This window comes from Pseudonocardia kunmingensis (genome assembly GCF_006716445.1).
In the GTDB taxonomy this organism is placed as follows: domain Bacteria; phylum Actinomycetota; class Actinomycetes; order Mycobacteriales; family Pseudonocardiaceae; genus Pseudonocardia; species Pseudonocardia kunmingensis.
This window is the reverse complement of the sequence record NZ_VFPA01000001.1, coordinates 956,981-974,060: the sequence shown is the minus strand read 5'-3', so window position 1 is coordinate 974,060 and position 17,080 is coordinate 956,981. Positions and strand designations below refer to the sequence as shown.

16 protein-coding genes and 1 riboswitch are annotated in these 17,080 nt (G+C 74.7%); of the genes, 7 read left to right on the top strand and 9 right to left on the bottom strand.

What is annotated here, in order from left to right; all coding sequences use genetic code 11:
- The first annotated feature begins 19 nt into the window (after positions 1–19).
- The 4 genes from FB558_RS04600 to cobT all read left to right on the top strand — a co-directional run bounded on the left by FB558_RS04600 (position 20) and on the right by cobT (position 6,530).
- Positions 20–598: a cyclodeaminase/cyclohydrolase family protein gene (locus FB558_RS04600; RefSeq protein WP_170231187.1), complete on the top strand. Its 579-nt coding sequence runs from the start codon at positions 20–22 to the stop codon at positions 596–598.
- A gap of 130 nt (positions 599–728) precedes the next feature.
- Positions 729–843: riboswitch (cobalamin riboswitch) on the top strand.
- Positions 844–877: 34 nt separating this feature from the next.
- A complete protein-coding gene (cobN, locus tag FB558_RS04595) occupies positions 878–4,618 on the top strand; it encodes a cobaltochelatase subunit CobN (RefSeq protein WP_142048414.1) in 3,741 nt (1,246 codons plus the stop codon).
- Entirely contained in the window at positions 4,615–5,349 is a 735-nt protein-coding gene (gene cobI, locus FB558_RS04590) for a precorrin-2 C(20)-methyltransferase (protein WP_142048411.1), read from the top strand. The genes cobN and cobI overlap by 4 nt, the downstream gene beginning before the upstream one ends.
- Positions 5,346–6,530 (top strand): nicotinate-nucleotide--dimethylbenzimidazole phosphoribosyltransferase, encoded by a 1,185-nt coding sequence (gene cobT / locus FB558_RS04585; protein WP_142048409.1) that lies wholly within the window; start codon positions 5,346–5,348, stop codon positions 6,528–6,530. Before cobI ends, cobT begins: the two co-directional genes overlap by 4 nt.
- A 15-nt stretch (positions 6,531–6,545) precedes the next feature.
- On the opposite strand, the gene FB558_RS04580 is transcribed toward cobT, so the two are convergent.
- Positions 6,546–7,247 carry a DUF998 domain-containing protein gene (locus tag FB558_RS04580; protein WP_170231186.1) on the bottom strand — a complete coding sequence of 234 codons (702 nt, stop codon included), beginning with the start codon at positions 7,245–7,247 and terminating at the stop codon, positions 6,546–6,548.
- A gap of 98 nt (positions 7,248–7,345) precedes the next feature.
- On the bottom strand, positions 7,346–7,888 hold the full coding sequence (locus tag FB558_RS04575) for a DsbA family protein (protein ID WP_142048405.1): 543 nt from the start codon (positions 7,886–7,888) through the stop codon (positions 7,346–7,348).
- Positions 7,889–7,958: 70 nt separating this feature from the next.
- Between FB558_RS04575 and nhaA the strand changes: the two genes are divergently transcribed.
- Positions 7,959–9,299, top strand: a complete 1,341-nt coding sequence (nhaA, locus tag FB558_RS04570; RefSeq protein WP_142048403.1) for a Na+/H+ antiporter NhaA — start codon at positions 7,959–7,961, stop codon at positions 9,297–9,299.
- A gap of 23 nt (positions 9,300–9,322) precedes the next feature.
- On the opposite strand, the gene FB558_RS04565 is transcribed toward nhaA, so the two are convergent.
- Positions 9,323–10,645, bottom strand: coding sequence for a DNA polymerase IV (locus FB558_RS04565; RefSeq protein ID WP_281288550.1), 1,323 nt, complete (start codon positions 10,643–10,645; stop codon positions 9,323–9,325).
- 53 nt (positions 10,646–10,698) lie between these two features.
- Between FB558_RS04565 and FB558_RS04560 the strand changes: the two genes are divergently transcribed.
- On the top strand, positions 10,699–11,352 hold the full coding sequence (locus FB558_RS04560) for a pyridoxamine 5'-phosphate oxidase family protein (RefSeq protein WP_142048402.1): 654 nt from the start codon (positions 10,699–10,701) through the stop codon (positions 11,350–11,352).
- Here FB558_RS04560 and FB558_RS04555 read toward each other — a convergent pair.
- From FB558_RS04555 to FB558_RS04540, 4 genes are all read right to left on the bottom strand, one after another.
- On the bottom strand, positions 11,340–12,005 hold the full coding sequence (locus FB558_RS04555) for a 4'-phosphopantetheinyl transferase family protein (protein ID WP_142048400.1): 666 nt from the start codon (positions 12,003–12,005) through the stop codon (positions 11,340–11,342). The two genes, FB558_RS04560 and FB558_RS04555, sit on opposite strands and share 13 nt — an antisense overlap.
- A 13-nt stretch (positions 12,006–12,018) precedes the next feature.
- Positions 12,019–12,813, bottom strand: coding sequence for an SAM-dependent methyltransferase (locus FB558_RS04550; RefSeq protein ID WP_142048398.1), 795 nt, complete (start codon positions 12,811–12,813; stop codon positions 12,019–12,021).
- 70 nt (positions 12,814–12,883) lie between these two features.
- On the bottom strand, positions 12,884–13,885 hold the full coding sequence (locus FB558_RS04545; RefSeq protein ID WP_142048397.1) for an LLM class flavin-dependent oxidoreductase: 1,002 nt from the start codon (positions 13,883–13,885) through the stop codon (positions 12,884–12,886).
- Between the two features lie 48 nt (positions 13,886–13,933).
- Complete coding sequence (locus FB558_RS04540; protein ID WP_142048395.1) at positions 13,934–14,842, bottom strand: SMP-30/gluconolactonase/LRE family protein; 909 nt, start codon at positions 14,840–14,842, stop codon at positions 13,934–13,936.
- 184 nt (positions 14,843–15,026) lie between these two features.
- Here FB558_RS04540 and FB558_RS04535 point away from each other — a divergent pair, with 184 nt between their 5' ends.
- Positions 15,027–15,662: a TetR/AcrR family transcriptional regulator gene (locus tag FB558_RS04535; protein ID WP_246106248.1), complete on the top strand. Its 636-nt coding sequence runs from the start codon at positions 15,027–15,029 to the stop codon at positions 15,660–15,662.
- A gap of 20 nt (positions 15,663–15,682) precedes the next feature.
- Here the strand turns inward: FB558_RS04535 and FB558_RS04530 are convergent, their stop codons facing one another.
- A complete protein-coding gene (locus tag FB558_RS04530; RefSeq protein ID WP_142048391.1) occupies positions 15,683–16,549 on the bottom strand; it encodes a Rossmann-fold NAD(P)-binding domain-containing protein in 867 nt (288 codons plus the stop codon).
- Positions 16,546–16,989: a nuclear transport factor 2 family protein gene (locus tag FB558_RS04525; protein ID WP_142048389.1), complete on the bottom strand. Its 444-nt coding sequence runs from the start codon at positions 16,987–16,989 to the stop codon at positions 16,546–16,548. Before FB558_RS04525 ends, FB558_RS04530 begins: the two co-directional genes overlap by 4 nt.
- Positions 16,990–17,080 lie beyond the last annotated feature (91 nt).

Below are 17,080 nucleotides of genomic sequence, written 5' to 3'. Positions count from 1 at the left end.
GGTCTGCGAGAGTGGCCGCGTGCCCGATGCAGCCTCTGAACCGGAGCGGTCCCTGCTCGACCTGACCGTCCGCGAGTTGCTCGACTCCGTCGCCGCCCGCACGCCCGCGCCCGGCGGGGGCGGGGTCGCCGCGCTCGTCACGGCAATGGCAGCCGGGCTCACCGGCATGGCCGCCCGGTTCGGCGACGGCGCCGTGGCCGCGCGGGCGGACGAGCTGCGCGCCGCGGCGGCCCCGCTCGCCGACGCCGACGCCGCCGCGTACGGGGCGTTCCTCGCCGCGACCCGGCGGCCGCGCGACGAGCCCGGCCGGGCGGAGGCGGTCGCGCGGGCCCGCGCGGACACCATTGCGGTCCCCGTCGTGATCGCCGACGTGGCCGGCGAGGTCGCAGGCCTCGCCGCCGACCTCGTCCTGAACGGCAACCCCAACCTGCGCAGCGACGCGGCCGCGGCCGTCCACCTCGCGGCGGGCGCGGCGGCGACGGCGGCCGAGCTCCTCGCCGCCAACGTCAAGGGCGAGCAGGGGGCCGCCGAACGCGACCGCGCCCGCGAGATCGCCGAAGCCGCCCGGGTGCTCACGACGCAGGTGGGCCGGGAGTGACCGCCGCCCGCCTCCCGACGAACGGCACTCTCGTCGGTACCTAGCCGACGAGAGTGCCGTTCGTCGGTCACGCCGGCGTCGCCGGGACGGTCGGGATCATCACCCCGCGTTGACCCGCGACCCGCGGGTGTGTTGCAGTGCTCGCGACGGCAGTGCAGGAAGCCGGTGCGAGTCCGGCGCGGTCCCGCCACTGTCACCGGGGGCGACCCCGGGAGCCAGACACTCGCTGCCGTCACGACTCCACCGAGCAGAGGGCGCGGACCCTCGGGAGGAACACCGATGACGCAGCCCGTCCTGCTGCTCTCCACCGCCGACACCGAGCTGCTGGCCGCCCGCAGCTCCGGGGCGCTCTACCGCACCGCCAACCCGGCCCGCGTCGAGCCCGACGGGCTGCCTCCGTTGCTCGACGGCGTGGCCGTCGTGGTGCTGCGGCTGCTGGGCGGGCGCCGGGCGTGGCCGGAGGGGGTCGACGCGCTGGTGGCGTCCGGCCTGCCGGTCGTGCTGCTGGGCGGGGAGTCCGCGCCGGACGCCGAGCTGATGGCCGCGTCCACGGTGCCCGCGGGCGTCGCGTCGGAGGCGCTGGCCTACCTGGCGGCCGGCGGCACCGCGAACCTGCGGGAGCTGCACCGGTTCCTGTCCGACACCGTGCTGCTCACGGGCGAGGGCTTCGACCCGCCCGCCGCGACGCCGGAGTTCGGGGTGCACGGCTCGCGGGTGCAGGACCCGGCGCGCCCGACCGTCGGCGTGGTCTTCTACCGGGCCCACGCGCTGTCGGGCAACACCGCGTTCGTCGACGTCCTGTGCGACGCGATCGAGGCCCGTGGAGCCAACGCGCTGCCGGTGTTCTGCGGCTCGCTGCGGGGCGCGCAGCCGGAGCTGATGGGGCTGCTGGGCGGGGCGGACGCGCTGGTCGCCACGGTGCTCGCGGCCGGCGGCACGGTCGCCGCCGACGCGAGCGCGGGCGGTGAAGAGGACTCCTGGGACGCGGGCGCCCTCGCCACCCTCGACGTGCCCGTCCTGCAGGGGCTGTGCCTGACGACCTCGCGCGCGACGTGGGCGGAGTCGGACGCCGCGCTCTCCCCGATGGACGCCGCGATGCAGGTCGCGATCCCCGAGTTCGACGGCCGGCTGATCACGGTGCCGTTCTCGTTCAAGGAGACCGAGCCCGGCGACGACATCCCCGTCTACCGCGCCGACCCCGAGCGCGCCGCCCGGCTGGCCGGGCTCGCGGTGCGGCACGCGCGGCTGCACGCCACCCCGGTCGCGGACCGGAAGCTGGCCGTGGTGCTGTCGAGCTACCCGACGAAGCACTCGCGGGTGGGCAACGCGGTCGGGCTGGACACGCCCGCGTCCGCCGTCGTGCTGCTGCGCGCGCTGCGGGAGGCCGGCTACGCGGTCGGCGAGTTCCCCGAGGACTCCGACGAGCTGATCCACTCGCTCATCGCGGCCGGTGGCCACGACGTGGAGTGGCTCACCGAGGAGCAGCTGGCCGCGGCACCGGCCCGCGTGCGCCTGGCCGACTACCGGCGCTGGTTCGACGCCCTGCCGTCCCCGCTCACCGACGGGATGCGGGAGCACTGGGGGGAGCCGCCGGGGTCGCTCTACGTGGACGGCGACGAGATCGTCCTGGCGTCGCTGACCTTCGGCAACGTCGTGCTGATGATCCAGCCGCCGCGCGGGTTCGGCGAGAACCCGGTGGCGATCTACCACGACCCGGACCTGCCGCCCTCGCACCACTACCTGGCCGCCTACCGCTGGCTGGACGCCTCAGCAGATCAGCAGGGCTTCGGCGCCGACGCGGTGATCCACCTGGGCAAGCACGGCACCCTCGAGTGGCTGCCCGGCAAGGGCCTCGGCCTCGCCGCAGAGGACGCCCCCGACGCCGTGCTCGGCGAGCTGCCGCTGGTCTACCCGTTCATCGTCAACGACCCCGGCGAGGGCACGCAGGCCAAGCGCCGCGGGCACGCCGTGGTGGTCGACCACCTCGTGCCGCCGATGGCCCGCGCCGACACCTACGGCGAGATGGCCAAGCTGGAGCAGCTGCTCGACGAGTACGCCACGGTGCAGGCGATGGACCCGGCGAAGCTCCCGGCCCTGCGCACGCAGATCTGGGAGGTCGTGACGGCGGCGCAGCTGCACCACGACCTGCACGTCGACGCGGCCCCCGGCGAGGACGACTTCGACGACTTCATCCTCCACATCGACGGCTACCTCTGCGAGGTCAAGGACGTCCAGATCCGGGACGGCCTGCACATCCTGGGGGGCCCGCCGGCCGACGAGGCCCAGGTGAACCTGGTGCTCTCGATCCTGCGGGCCAGCCAGGTGTGGGGCGGGAAGGCGGCCCTCCCCGGCCTGCGCGCGGCCCTGGCGGCGTGGGCGGGCTGGGACGAGCAGGCGCTCCTGGCGAACCCGGGCGAGCGCCCCGGAGCGGCCGCTTCCGAAGTTCAGGAAAGCCACTTTCCTGTCCTGCAGGTTCATGAAAGTGGCTTTCCTGAACCTGGGCCGGCGCGGCTCGGGCGGCTCCTCGCCGTCGCCCCCGGGCCTGCCGTCACCGGAGCCGATCTCGTCGACGTCCTCGAGGGCGTGGCCCGGGCGCTCGTCACCCGCCTGCAGGAGCGGGGGTGGGCCGAGCCCGCCGCCGTCTGCGCCGACCTGCTGGGCGAGGAGATCCCCTCCGTCGTGGCCGTGCTCGACTTCGGCTGCCGCGAGGTCGTGCCGCGCCTGGAGCGCACCACCGACGAGGTCACGGCCGTCCTGCACGCCCTCGACGGGGGCTACGTCCCGGCCGGGCCGTCCGGCTCGCCGACGCGCGGGCTGGTCAACGTGCTGCCGACCGGGCGGAACTTCTACTCGGTCGACCCGAAGGCGATCCCCTCGCGGAGTGCGTGGGAGATCGGCTCGGCGCTCGCCGACTCGCTGGTCGCCCGCCACCTCGCCGACACCGGCGCCTACCCGTCCAGCGTCGGGCTCACGGTCTGGGGCACGAGCGCCATGCGCACCCAGGGCGACGACCTCGCCGAGATCCTCGCGCTCATCGGGTGCCGCCCGGTCTGGGACGACGCGTCGCGCCGGGTCACCGGGTTCGCGATCGTGCCGCTCGACGAGCTGGGCCGCCCGCGCATCGACGTCACCGTGCGCATCTCGGGGTTCTTCCGCGACGCGTTCCCGCACGTCATCACGCTGCTCGATGACGCGATCCGGGCCGTCGCGGAGCTGGAGGAGCCGGCCGAGCAGAACTACCTGCGCGCGCACGTCGAGGAGGACACGGCCGAGCACGGCGACCGCCGCCGCGCCACGTCGCGGATCTTCGGGTCGAAGCCGGGCGCGTACGGGGCGGGCCTGCTGCCGCTGATCGACGCCCGCAACTGGCGCAGCGACGCCGACCTCGCCGAGGTCTACGCGGTCTGGGGCGGCTACGCCTACGGCCGGGGCCTCGACGGGCGCGAGGCGCGCGCCGACATGGAGCAGTCGTTCCGCCGGATCGCGGTGGCGGCGAAGAACCAGGACACCCGCGAGCACGACATCGTCGACTCCGACGACTACTTCCAGTACCACGGCGGCATGGTCGCGATGGTCCGCGCGCTCACCGGCCGCTCGCCCGCGGCCTACGTCGGCGACTCCGCGGTGCCGCAGGCCGTCAAGACGCGGACGCTGGCCGAGGAGACCAAGCGGGTCTTCCGCGCCCGCGTCGTGAACCCGAAGTGGATCGCGGCGATGCAGCGCCACGGCTACAAGGGTGCGTTCGAGCTCGCGGCCACGGTCGACTACCTGTTCGGCTACGACGCCACCGCGGGCGTCGTCGACGACTGGATGTACGGCCGGCTCGCCGAGAGCTACGTGTTCGACGAGACCAACCGCGCGTTCATGGAGAAGAGCAACCCCTGGGCGCTGCGCGGGATCACCGAGCGGCTGCTCGAGGCCGCCGACCGCGGCATGTGGGCCAAGCCCGACGACGCCGTGCTCGACCGGCTCCGGCAGACCTATCTGGACCTCGAAGGGGACCTGGAGGGCCAGGAGTGAACACCCTGGTCGGAGTCGGCGTCGGACCCGGCGACCCCGAGCTGGTCACCGTCCGGGCCGCGAACCTGCTCGCGAAGGCCGACGTCGTGTTCGTCCCGGTGGCCGACTCCGGGGAGACCGGCCGCGCCGAGCAGACCGTCCTCTACTACGCCGAGGCGTGGCGGGTGGAGCGCGTGGTGTTCGCGCTGCACGACCGCGAGCACACCGAGCGGCGCGAGCGCGCGTGGGACGCCGCCGCCGCCCAGGTGGCGGCCTGGTTCGCCGCGCACCCGGGCGGCACCGCGGTGTTCGCGACCATCGGCGACCCGTGCGTCTACTCCACCTTCAGCTACCTCGCCGCCTCCGTGCGGGAGGTGCTGGGGGAGCTGGACGTGCAGCTCGTCCCGGGCATCACGGCGATGCAGGACCTCGCCGCCCGCTCCGGCACACCGCTGGTGGAGGGCCGGGAGCCGCTGTCCCTGTTCCCGATGACGGCCGGACCCGAGCGGTTCCGCGAGGCCCTGGAGCGCGGCGACGCCGTGGCCGCCTACAAGTTCGGCCGGATGCTGCCCGAGACCCTCGCCGTGCTGGAGGAGACCGGACGCCTGGACGAGGCCGTGTACGGCGCCGGCCTGGGCCTGCCGGAGGAGGACATCCGCCCGGCCAAGGACCTCGATCCCCGGAAGCGGGGCCCGTACCTGGCGACGCTGATAGTCCCACCGAAGCGCACGGGCCGAGGCGGAGCGTTGTGAACCCCGATCCCCGTGACGAACGGCACTCTCGTCGGTACCTAGCCGACGAAAGTGCCGTTCGTCGGGACTGCTTCCCGCGCGACCTGCTCGCCGAGACCGTCGCCGCGATCACCCCTGGGGACGCCACGGCCCGGGCCGCCGCCGTCGAGCGGCTGGACCGGATGACGAAGCCGCGCGGGGCCCTCGGCCGCGTGGAGGACCTCGCCATCGCGCTCGCCGGCATCGCCGGGACCTGCCCGCCGCCGGTGCCCGAGCCCGCCGCGGTGGCCGTGTTCGCCGGTGACCACGGGGTGCACGCGCAGGGCGTGACGCCGTGGCCGCAGGAGGTCACCGCGCAGATGGTGGCCAACTTCCTCGGCGGGGGAGCGGTGGTCAACGCGTTCGCGCGGCGGCTCGGAGTCGAGGTGTGCGTGGTGGACGTCGGCGTGGCCGCGCCCCCGCTCGACCCCGTGCCCGGCCTCCTGCCCCGGCGCGTCGCCGACGGCACCGCCGACCTCGCCACCGGTCCCGCGCTCACGCGCGAGCAGGTCGAGGCCGCCGTCGGGGTGGGGATCCAGACCGCGCGCGACCTGGTGGCCGCGGGCAACCGCTGCCTCGTCACGGGCGACATGGGCATCGCCAACACCACCGCGGCCGCGGCGCTGATCAGCGCGTTCACGGGGGCGGGCGCGGAGGAGGTGACGGGCCGCGGCACCGGCGTCGACGACGCCACGCTGGCCCGGAAGACGGCCGTGGTCGCGGCGGCGCTGCACCGGCACCGGCCCGACCCGGCCGACCCCCTCGGCGTGCTCGCCGCCTTCGGCGGGCTGGAGCACGCGGCACTCGCCGGGTTCGCGCTCGGCGGGGCCGCGCTGCGCGTCCCGGTGCTGCTCGACGGGGTGAGCGCAGGCGCCGCGGCGCTCGCCGCCGCCGCGCTCGCCCCGGCCGCGGTGCCGTCGTGGATCGCCGGTCACCGCTCGGCCGAACCGGGCCACGCCCGCGCCCTCGCCCACCTCGGCCTCGAGCCGCTGCTGGACCTCGGAATGCGCCTCGGCGAGGGCACCGGCGCGCTCCTGGCCCTCCCGGTGCTGCAGAGCGCGGCCCAGGCCCTCCAGGACGTCGCCACGTTCGACGCGGCCGGCGTCACCGACAAGACCACCGACAAGACCACCGACAAGACCACCGCGACACGCGCGCGCTGACTCCCGCGCGCTGCGTCAGGGGCGGGGCAGCACGGTCGGGGCCGCCGCGCCCGTCGCCGCCCCCGTCGCTGCGCCCGAGCGGACCGCCGACCACGACACGCGCACGAGCTGGACCGCGAGGGCCGACACGACCGCGACCTGGAAACCGAGGACCACCCGCTGCAGGACGCCTCCGACGTCGACGGATCCGAACAGCCCGGGCACGAGGTCGTCCAGCCGGCCCACGATGTAGGCCGCGGCGATGACGGCCGCGCCGATCGAGAGCATCCGGACCGTCGGGACGACGGGCCGCCACGCCGGGCTCTCGGCCAGGCGCGGAGCGGCCGCGAGGCCCGCGAACGACAGCAGCGCGAGGATTCCGGCTCCGGCGAACTGGTGCACCCAGCCGGCGAAGGTGAGGATCCGCGGGGAGTCGTCGATGGGGAACACCGCGGCGAGCACCAGGCACAGCGCCCACACCGCGAACAGGACGGTGGGGCGCCCGGCCATCCGCACCCCCGACCGCGCCATCCCGACCAGCACGGCGAGGGCCCCGACGGCCATCGCCACCGCGGCCGAGGTGAACAGCTGCTCGCCGCCGTCGACGAGGACGTAGTAGCTCAGCGGGGCGGTCACCGGGTTCAGCTCGTCGCGGTAGGCGAAGCCGAGGTAGATCATGATGAAGCTCGCGCGGGCCGCCGCGAGCAGCGCGAGCACGGCGAGCAGCAGCGTCGCCACGCTCAACAACCTCGACCGCTGCACACCCCTCATCCTGGCCCCCCGTTCGTCGCCGCGCGATCATCCGAACGCGGCGAGCCGGGTGGTGTGTTCCCGGATCAGAGAGCGGGGCCCACAGGAGCCGGGGCCGTGCTCTCCAGCGCGTCGAGGAGGTTCTCGACCGTGATCGAGCCGTGGAAGAGCTCCCCGTTGACGAACAGCGACGGCGTGCCCCGCACACCGCTGCGCACGCCGGAGTTGAAGTCGGCCTCCACCCGGTCCTCGACGAACCGCGTGGCGGGCCAGAGCACCTTCTCCGGCGGGATGCCGATCTCCTCCGCGTAGCGGCGCAGGTCCTCCTGCCGCAACGCAGGCTCGTCGCCCGCGTACAGCCGGGCGTGCATCGGCCAGAACTGGCCCTTCAGCGCCGCGCCCTCGGCGGCGACGGCGGCCGACAGCGCGAACGGGTGCAGCTCGGCCAGCGGGAAGTGCCGGAACGCGAAGACGATCCGGTTGCCCAGGCGCGTGACGACCTCGTCGATCACGGGCGCGGCGAGGCGGCAGTAGGGGCACTCGAAGTCGCCGTACTCCACCAGCGTGAGCTCCGCGCCGAGCACGCCCTGCAGGTGGTCGTAGCTGCCGATGCGGGGTTCGAGCGGCATCGTCTGACCTCCATGGCTCGTGGACGGCGTGCAGATCCGGGCGGGATCTCCAGGTGGCAGGATCATGCAGGTGACGGTCACGACCTTAGCCGAGCGCGGTGACCTCAGCCGCGCCGCGCGCTCGTTCCTGCGCACCGAGTCAGGGTCGGCCGCGCTGCTCCTCACCGCCGCGGTGCTCGCCCTCGCGTGGGCGAACCTCGGCCCGGGCTACGAGGAGTTCTGGCACACCGAGGTGGCGTTCTCCTTCGGTGGCACGGAGCTCGCCCTCGACCTGCGGCACTGGGTCAACGACGGGCTGATGGTGCTGTTCTTCTTCAGCGTCGGCCTGGAGATCTCGCGCGAGATGGTGCTCGGAGAGCTGCGCGGGCTCCGCGCGCTCGCGGCGCCCACGATCGCGGCGATCGGCGGGCTCGTCGTCCCCGCCGTGCTGTTCCTGCTGTTCAACGCGGGCGGGCCGGGCGCGGGGGCGTGGGGCATCGCGATCTCCACGGACACCGCGGTGGTGATCGGCGTGCTCGCGCTCGTCGGTCCGCGGTGCCCGGACCAGCTGCGCGTGTTCCTGCTGGCCCTCGCGATCGTCGACGACATCGGCGCCGTCGCGGCCATCGCGATCTTCTACACCGAGGACGTGGACCTCACCTCGCTCCTGGTGTCGGTCGTGCTCTTCGCGGCGTTGCTCGGGCTGCGCTTCGCGCGGTTCTGGCGCACCCCGATCTACGTGCTGATCGGCGTCGTGATGTGGCTCGCGGTGCTCGACTCCGGCGTGCACCCGAGCGTCGTCGGCGTCGTGCTGGGCCTGCTGGTCAACGCCTACGCCCCGCGGCCGCGCGACATCGCCCGTGCGCACGTGATGGGCGGCAGCTTCCTGCTCGACCCGAGCCCGGAGCGGGCGCTCGCCGCGCAGGCCGCGGTGACGGAGGCGGTGTCGCCCAACGAGCGGCTGCAGCTGCGCATCCAGCCGTGGAGCAGCTATGTGATCGTGCCGCTGTTCGTGCTGGCCAACGCGGGTGTGGTGCTCACGGGGGAGACGCTGGCCGCGGCCTTCGTCTCACCCATCACGTGGGGCATCATCGTCGGGCTCACGGTCGGCAAGCTCATCGGCGTGTCGGCGGGCACGTGGGTGGCGCTGCGCACCGGCCTCGGACGCGTTCCCGACACCCTGCGGTGGGGCCAGCTGATCGGCGGCGCCGGGCTGGCGGGCATCGGGTTCACCGTGGCGCTGTTCGTCACCGAGCTCGCGCTGGACGACGAGGCCCTCGTGACCGACGCGAAGATCGGCATCCTGACCGGTTCCCTGCTCGCGGGCCTGATCGGCTGGCTGATCTTCCGGGTGGCGGGCGAGCGCGGCGGCCAGTGCGCCCCGACCGGCCTCCCGGTGCTCCCTCCCCGCCCCTGGCGCCCACCGGCCTGACAGGCCCTCAGGCCCCAAGGTGCTCAGTCGAGGCTGGCCAAAGGGTCGGCTCGGGTCAGGGCCGCGTCCTCCGCCGCGAACGTGTGCGCGCGGCCGGGGCCCGTGCTGCGCGTCTCGAAGCGCACCGTGACGCGGCCGTGCCCGGCGCCCTGCACCCATCCGTGCCCGAACTCGGCGTGGGCGACGTCGTCGCCGGGCCGCCAGGGGCGCTCCGGGTCCGCGGCGGGCTCGGCCACCGCGGACGGCGGCTCCTCCACCGCGGCGGGCGCGTCCGGCGCCGGCATGAGGGCCTCGAAGAGCGCCGGCGGCGGGTCGTCGGTGAGCCCGGCCAGCGACACCCCGATCAGCCGCACGCCGCCCTCGGGCACGGCGGCGCGGGCCAGCCGCTGGGCCACGGACGTGAACGCCCCGAGGTCGGAGCTCGCGTAGGCGGCCGTCTCGGAGCGGCTCGACGTCGTGAAGTCGGCGCTGCGCACCTTCACGGTGACGGTGCGCGCCGCGCGCCCGGACGCGACGAGCCTGCGGTGGGCGGCCTCGGTCATCCGGGTGACGGCGTCGTGGACCGCGGTCATCGCGGTGAGGTCGGTGTCGAACGTGGTCTCCGCGCTGACCTGCTTGGCCGTGCCCCGCGGCGCGACCGGCCGCTCGTCGATCCCCCGGGCGAGGCGGTGCAGCTCGGTGCCGATCGCCGTGCCGAGCAGCCCGTGCACCTCGCGCAGGTCCATGGCGGCCAGCTCGCCGATCGTGCGGACGCCGAGCTTGTGCAGCCCGGCCTCGGCCACCGGCCCGACGCCCCACAGCGACCGCACCGGGAGCGGCCCCAGCACCTCGCGCTCCTGCGCGGGCGCGACGACCCGCATCCCGTCCGGCTTCGCCAGCTCCGAGGCGATCTTGGCCAGCTGCTTGCCCGAGCCGGCGCCGACCGACGCCGGCAGGCCGGTGGCGGCCCGCACGTCGGCGCGCAGCCGCGCGGCGAACCGCTCCACCTCGGCTGCCGGTGCTCCGGCGAGGGCGGGCGGCTCGAGGAACGCCTCGTCGATCGACACCGGCTCGAGGACGGGGGAGGCGTCCGCGAGCACGGCCATCACCCGCGCGCTGAGCGCCTGGTAGAGCGCGAACCGCGCGGGCAGCACCACCGCGTGCGGGCACAGCCGCCGCGCCTGGCCCATCGGCATCGCCGAGCGGGCGCCGAACACGCGGGCCTGGTAGCTCGCCCCGGCGACGACGGCCCGCGGCCCCAGCCCGCCGACCAGCACCGGCCGCTCCCGCAGGGTGGGACGGGTGAGCTGCTCGGACGCGGCGAAGAACGCATCCATGTCCAGGTGGAGGACCCAGCGTGCGCCCACACCGACATTCTCCCTGGACACCCCGACATCTTCCGCCGTACCGTCCTGGGAACGTGACGTCCACCCAGAGCAGTACCGGGACCAGTACCGAGATCACCAGCATCGCCGAGCTGGAGGCCGTCGTCGGCACGCCCCAGCCGGCGGTCGCGGAGAAGGTCCGCCCCTCCCTCGACCCGATCGACCGGGTGTGGCTCGCCCACTCCCCGCTGTGCCTCGTCGGCACGAGCGACGCCGAGGGGCGCGGCGACGTCTCCCCCAAGGGCGACCCCGCGGGCCTGCTCGCCCACGTGATCGACGACCACACGCTGGCGATCCCGGAGCGGCCCGGCAACAAGCGGGTGGACGGCTACCGCAACGTCCTGGTCAACCCGCACGTCGGCCTGCTCTTCCTGGTGCCCGGGCGCAGCGACACCCTGCGCGTCAACGGGCGGGCCAGGGTGCTGCGCGACGCCCCGTACTTCGACGAGATGGTCGTCAAGGGCCACCGGCCGATCCTCGCGCTCGAGGTGGCGATCGAGGAGGTCTTCTACCACTGCGCGAAGGCGTTCATGCGCTCGAAGCTGTGGCGACCCGAGACCTGGGACCACGAGGCGATCCCGTCCACGGCCCGCATCTCGAAGGCCCTCGTCCGCAAGGACACCCCGCTCGAGGAGCTCGAGCGCTACTACAGCCCGGCGTCCTACGCCGAGCAGCTCTACCGGGCCTGAGCCAGCAGGTCGTCCCCGGTCTCCTCGGTGACCGCGGGCCTCGCGCCGAACCCGGCGACGGCGGCGCGGTAACCGGGCGCCGGGTGCAGGTCGCGCAGCCAGACGGGGCCGGCGGGGGCGTCCTCGCCCGCCCAGTCGAGGACGCCCGACGGGCCGAGCGTGATCGCCGACATCGGCGCCGCGAGCCCGGTGCCCGCCGCCTTGAGCAGGGCCTCCTTCCGCGTCCAGAGCGTGAAGAAGGCCTCCGCGTCGGGCACGGTCTCGCGGGGGGAGCAGGCGTGCGCGGCCATCGCGGCGAGGTCGGTGAGCTCCCGGACCTGCTCGACGTCCAGCCCGACCGGTCCCGGCGGGTGGACGGCCACGCCGACGAGGTCGCCGGCGTGGGTCAGGGAGAACCCGGGGCCGCCGGGCAGCACCGGCTTGCCGTGCTGCGCGCCGCACCGGCAGGTGCGGTCGAACACCAGCGCGGCCGCGGGCCCAGCCGCGGCCTCGGCGAGCACGAGGCGCACCAGCGCGTGGGCGGCGAGGTAGCGGGCCTGGTCGGCGGGGCGGCGGAAGCGGGCGAGCCGGTCGCGCTCGTGATCGTCCAGCAGCGCGAGCAGCCCGGGGGCGTCCACAGGCGCCACCGGGGCCGCCCACCACACGACGGTCACGGGTGGGCTCGCGTCAGGGCTTGCGCCCGACGGCGCAGTAGGCGTCGATCGGCTCGGGCCTGCCGACCTCGACGCCGTCCGTCCGCCACTGGGTGAGCGGCACCAGCCCGGGCTCGACGAGCTCCGTGCCCGCGAACCAGCCCGCGACCTCGTCGACGGTGCGCAGCTGGTAAGGCGATCCCAGGTCGGCCTGCGCCTGGGCGCCCCGGACGACCGCCTCGCTGGTGCTGGTGCCCTCCCAGAGGGCCAGGTAGCTGCCGGACGGGGTGGCGTCGACCACGTGCGAGATGATCCTTCGAGCCTCGTCGTAGTCGGGGACGTAGCCGAAGACGCCCATGAACATCACGGCGACGGGCTGGGAGAAGTCGAGGATCTCCCGTGCCTGCTCGATGATGCGGGCCGGGTCGTGGTAGTCGGCGTCGACGTACTTGGTGACGCCCTCGGGGGTCGTGTTGACCAGCAGCGCCCGGGCGTGCGCGAGCACCAGGGGGTCGTTGTCGACGTAGACGATCCGGGATTCGGGCGCGACGGACTGCGCGACCTCGTGGGTGTTCTGCATGGTGGGCAGGCCGGTGCCGACGTCGAGGAACTGGCGGATCCCGGCCTCCCCTGCGAGGTAGCGCACCGCGCGGTTGAGGAACTGGCGGGATTTGAACGCCATGTCCACGATCTCGGGGAACGTCGCGCTCACCGCGTCGGCGATCTCCCGGTCGGCGGCGTAGTTGTCCTTGCCCCCCAGCCAGTAGTTCCAGATCCGGGCTCCGTGCGGAACGTCGGTGCGGATGTCCGGAAGGGGCTGGTCGGTCACGGAGACGTCCTCCTGGCGAGGGTGCGGGCGGTAGCGGCGCCGTGACCGTAGCGCAACGGAGCCACGACGATCACCCGTCCGGGTCGGAGGTGGCCGCCTCGAAGAACCTCTCGAGCTCGCCGCGGATGTCGGGGCCGCAGGGCTGGAACACGATCTCGGTGACGCCGCGGGAGGCGAGCTCGTCCAGGCGGTGCCGCACCTGGGCGCGGGTCCCGCTGATCGTCACGTCCCGCAGCATCGCGTGGCCGCCCGCGTCCCACGCCGCCTGGTCGGCCTCGTTGAGGTGGACGCAGTGACCGGTGTGGACGGCGAGGTGCCGCTGCTCCTGCGGCGTCTCGGCCACGACGTCCCACCACTGCGCGCCGCCGGGGAGCCCGCGCACGGCGTCGGGGCCGCCGAACTCGTAGGCGCCGTGGTAGGCCAGCGCCCAGCCCGGGCCGCCGGCCACGCGGACGCGCTCGGAGTCCACGGCCTCCTCCTCGTCGAGCACCGTGCCCCATGCCAGGTAGGGAACCCAGGAGTACTCGGCCGTGAACTCCGGCAGCTGCAGCGTGAGGTAGAGCCCGTCGCCGAGCTCGCGGGCCACCTCGTGGCCCTTGGGGCCGAGCGCGCCGACCAGCACGGGGACGTCGACGGGGCGGGCGGGTGCGTGCCCGTCGGGGTGCATCATCCGCATCTGCGCGCCCTCCCACTCGACGACCTCGCCGCGCAGCAGGCCCCGGTAGGCGCGGATGTAGGACGCCATGTACGACCAGGTGATCGCGCGGTACCCCATGGCCCGGCGCCCGGTGAACCCGGTGCCGAAGGAGATCGCGACCCGGCCGGGGGCGAGTGCGGCGAGGGTGGCGGTCGCGGCGGCGTTGACCATCGGGTGGCGCAGGCTCGGCACCAGCACGCCGGGGCCCAGCCCGATCCGTTCCGTCCGCTCGGCGGCCAGCGCGAGGGTCATCCACACGTCCGGGCTCTGCTGCGGCGTGTCGTAGACCCACGCCCGGGCGTAGCCCAGGCGCTCGGCCAGCGCGATGTTGTCCGGTGAGTCCAGGGCGGTCGGGAAAGCGCAGGACACCTCCACGGGGCCCCTCCTGTTCAGGAACGGGTCGGACGGGTCGGCAGGGGATGATCAGGGCAGGCCGGCGTGCGGGACGTCGACGCGGACCGCCAGCAGCTGGGCCTCGCGGACCGGGCGGCGTTCGTGCTCCGGGAACGAGGGCGCGGCGCACAGGAACAGGGTGCGGCCGTCGTCACCGCCCAGCATGCAGGCGAAGACCCCTGTGCCGGCCGGGACCTCCTCGGCGACCTCGCCGCCCTCGCGGACCCGCAGCACCCGGTCGTGCAGGGCGTCGGCCACCCAGATCGCGCCCTCGGCGTCCGCGCAGATGCCGTCGGGGGCGACCTCGAGCAGCTGCACGGCCTCGCCGACGTCCCCGGTCTGCGGGGTCTCCCCGAACTGTGCCCAGACCCGCCGGTTGTGCAGGCCCCCGTCGTCGTCCACGTCGAAGGCGGTCAGCCGCCCGGCGAACGTCTCGGCGACGACCAGCACGCCGCCGGGGAGGAGCACCATCCCGTTGGGGAAGCCGAGGTCCTCGGCCACCGTGGTGACGGTGCCGTCCGGGTCGACCCGGGTGAGCGTCGTGTAGCGCAGCGCGCCACCGCCCATGAGGTCGAAGCCGAAGTTGCCCACGTAGGCGCGGCCCCGCTCGTCGACGAGCATGTCGTTGAGGAACCCGCTGACGACGCCCGACAGGTCGGCGTGCTCGCGGAGCTCTCCCGCCTCGTCGCGCACGAGGACGCGGTGGTCGCGCATCGACACGACGAGCGCGCGCCCGTCGGGCAGGAAGCCGAGCCCGGACGGCTGGCCGGGCACCTCGGCCACGACCTCGGTGCCGCCCCGTCCGTCGGTCGTCACGACCTTCTCGGTGTAGAAGTCCGAGACCCACAGCCTGCCGTCGCGCCAGCGCGGGCACTCCAGGAAGGAGAACCCGTCCAGCACGACCGTCAGCTCCCTGGTCGCCGGCTGTCCTTGCCCCATCGTGACCTCGCTCCGCACGTCGTCGTCGGCAGTTCGGAGAGTCGCTGGCAGCGCATGTGACTGAGCGCATAGTTACCGTGGGCCGGGGTGGTGTCAAGGGAGCCCGCAGCCCGTCCTGACGAGGGAGAGGGGACCAATGCCGTCGAAGGAACATCGGCGCAGCGGTGGGAGGCGACCCGCGCCCGTGGCGGACCTCGACGCAGGTGAGGTCCCCGACCGCTTCTGGGACGAGGGGACCTCGCCGGTCTCCCGGGCGCTGCTGGCCTCGGCGGTGCGGTGCTTCGCCCGCAGGGGCTTCCACGCCACCACCACGCGGGACATCACGGCGGGGGTCGGGTTGAGCCCGGGCGCGCTCTACGTCCACTTCGCGTCCAAGGAGGAGCTGCTGTTCGAGATCGCGCGGACCGGCCACGAGCGCGCCCTGGACGCGCTGCGGTCCCGGACCGACGACGGTGACAGCGCGCGTTACGTCCGGCGGCTCGTGGCCGGCCTCGTGACCTGGCACGCCCGCCACCACACCATCGCCCGGGTCTGCCAGTACGAGCTGGGCGCCCTGGAGCCCGCGCACCACGCCGCCGTCCTCGCCCTGCGGCAGCAGTTCTCGGCGGTGCTGCGTTCCGCGGTGGCACGCGGTGTGGAGGAAGGCGTCTTCGACGTCCCCGACGTCAACCGCGCCGTACGCGCGATCCTGTCGCTGGGCATCGACCTCGTGCGCTGGTACCGCCTCGACGGCGCGGACCCGCCCGAGGCCCTCGGCGAGTTCTACGCCGACCTGGCGCTGCGGATGATCGGCACCCGCCCGCCACCCGGGCCCGGCTGACGGGGCGGGCCCGGGTGGCGTCACCGCGTGGCAGGCCCGTCGGTCGTCCACTCGGTGACGTGGTCCTGCACGAACTCGGCGAAGGTGCGGGGCGGGTGACCGGTCAGGTCGAGCACCGCCGTGCTGACCGCGTCGTCCCGGCCGGCGGCGAGCCCGGCGTCCACGGCGGCGAGGGAGGCGGCGAACCCGGCGGGCAGGCCTGCGGCCCGGTACTGCTCCGCCACCTCGCCGGTCCCGCTGCGCAGCACGCGGACCGGACGGCCGGTGCGGGCGGTGATGATCGCCGCCGCATCCGCGTAGCCGAGCGCCTTCGGGCCGGTGAGCAGGTGGTCGCTCCCGTCGCCGGGGTGGCCGTCGGGGTCGGACAGCAGCGCGGAGGCGACGGCGGCGATGTCGCGCGCGTCGATCCAGCCCACCCGGCCCGACCCGGCGGCGGTGCGGATCTCGCCGTGCTGCCGGATCCGCTCGCCCATCGGGTGCGGGCTCAGGAAGTTCTGCATGAACGCGGACGGGCGCAGCACCACCCAGCCGGGCCGGGCCCGCACCCGCGCGGCCATCTCCAGCGCGCCGGGGGCGCCGGGCAGCTCGATGGCGGAACCGAGCAGCACCACGCGGCGCACGCCGAGCCGCTCCGCCTCGGCCAGGAACGGCCCGACCAGCGGCATCGGGTCCACCGTGAGCGGCGGAGGCACCAGGTAGACCCGGTCCACGCCGCGCAGCGCCGCGCTGTGGGTGGCCGGGTCGTCCCAGTGGAACCGGACCGCGTCGGGATCACCTGCCGCCGGGTGGCGCCCGGCCACGCGGACCGGCACCCCACCGCTGCGCAGCAGCTCGGCCAGCGCGGACCCGGTCTTCCCGGTGCCCCCGGTGATCAGCACGCCGGTCACCGGGCGCTCCCGGGACCCAGCGAGCCGAGCAGATCGGGGAGCGTGCCGGCCGCCGAGGCGGCGGCCAGCGGGTTCCAGTAGTCCCGGTACCGGGTGATCAACCCGTCCCGGGTGGTGATCACGGTGATGTAGTCCAACCGGTAGGGCTCGCCGGTGCGGACCGTGCGCCCGTGCGCGGTGAACTCGGCGACGACCGTGTCCGGATGCTGCGTGTGGTGCACGGTGACCTCCGGGACCGCCCGCACATCCATCCGTTCCGGGTAGCCGGCCAGGTAGGCGCGCACGGCCTCGCGCCCGGCCACCCGGCCCGGCGAGCTGCCCTCCGCGAACGGGAACTCGGCGACGCCGTCCGGCGCCCACAGCTCGGCGATCGCATCCATGTCCTTGGTCAGCAGCAGTTCCAGCAGCAGCCGCAACGTCTGCTCGGGGGTGCGTGGCACCGTGGTCCTCCAGCGTCTCGCGAGGTGTGACGACACCAGGTTGGGTGCGGGGGCCGCCGCCGCGGAACGGACGGGTGAGACCCGGACCGCC

Coding starts and splice junctions, on each gene's coding strand:
- FB558_RS04540 (WP_142048395.1), bottom strand. CDS start 14,842: ATGGGGCAAGGACAGCCGGCGACCAGGGAGCTGACGGTCGTGCTGGAC.
- FB558_RS04575 (WP_142048405.1), bottom strand. CDS start 7,888: ATGCCGCTCGAACCCCGCATCGGCAGCTACGACCACCTGCAGGGCGTG.
- cobN (WP_142048414.1), top strand. CDS start 878: ATGACGCAGCCCGTCCTGCTGCTCTCCACCGCCGACACCGAGCTGCTG.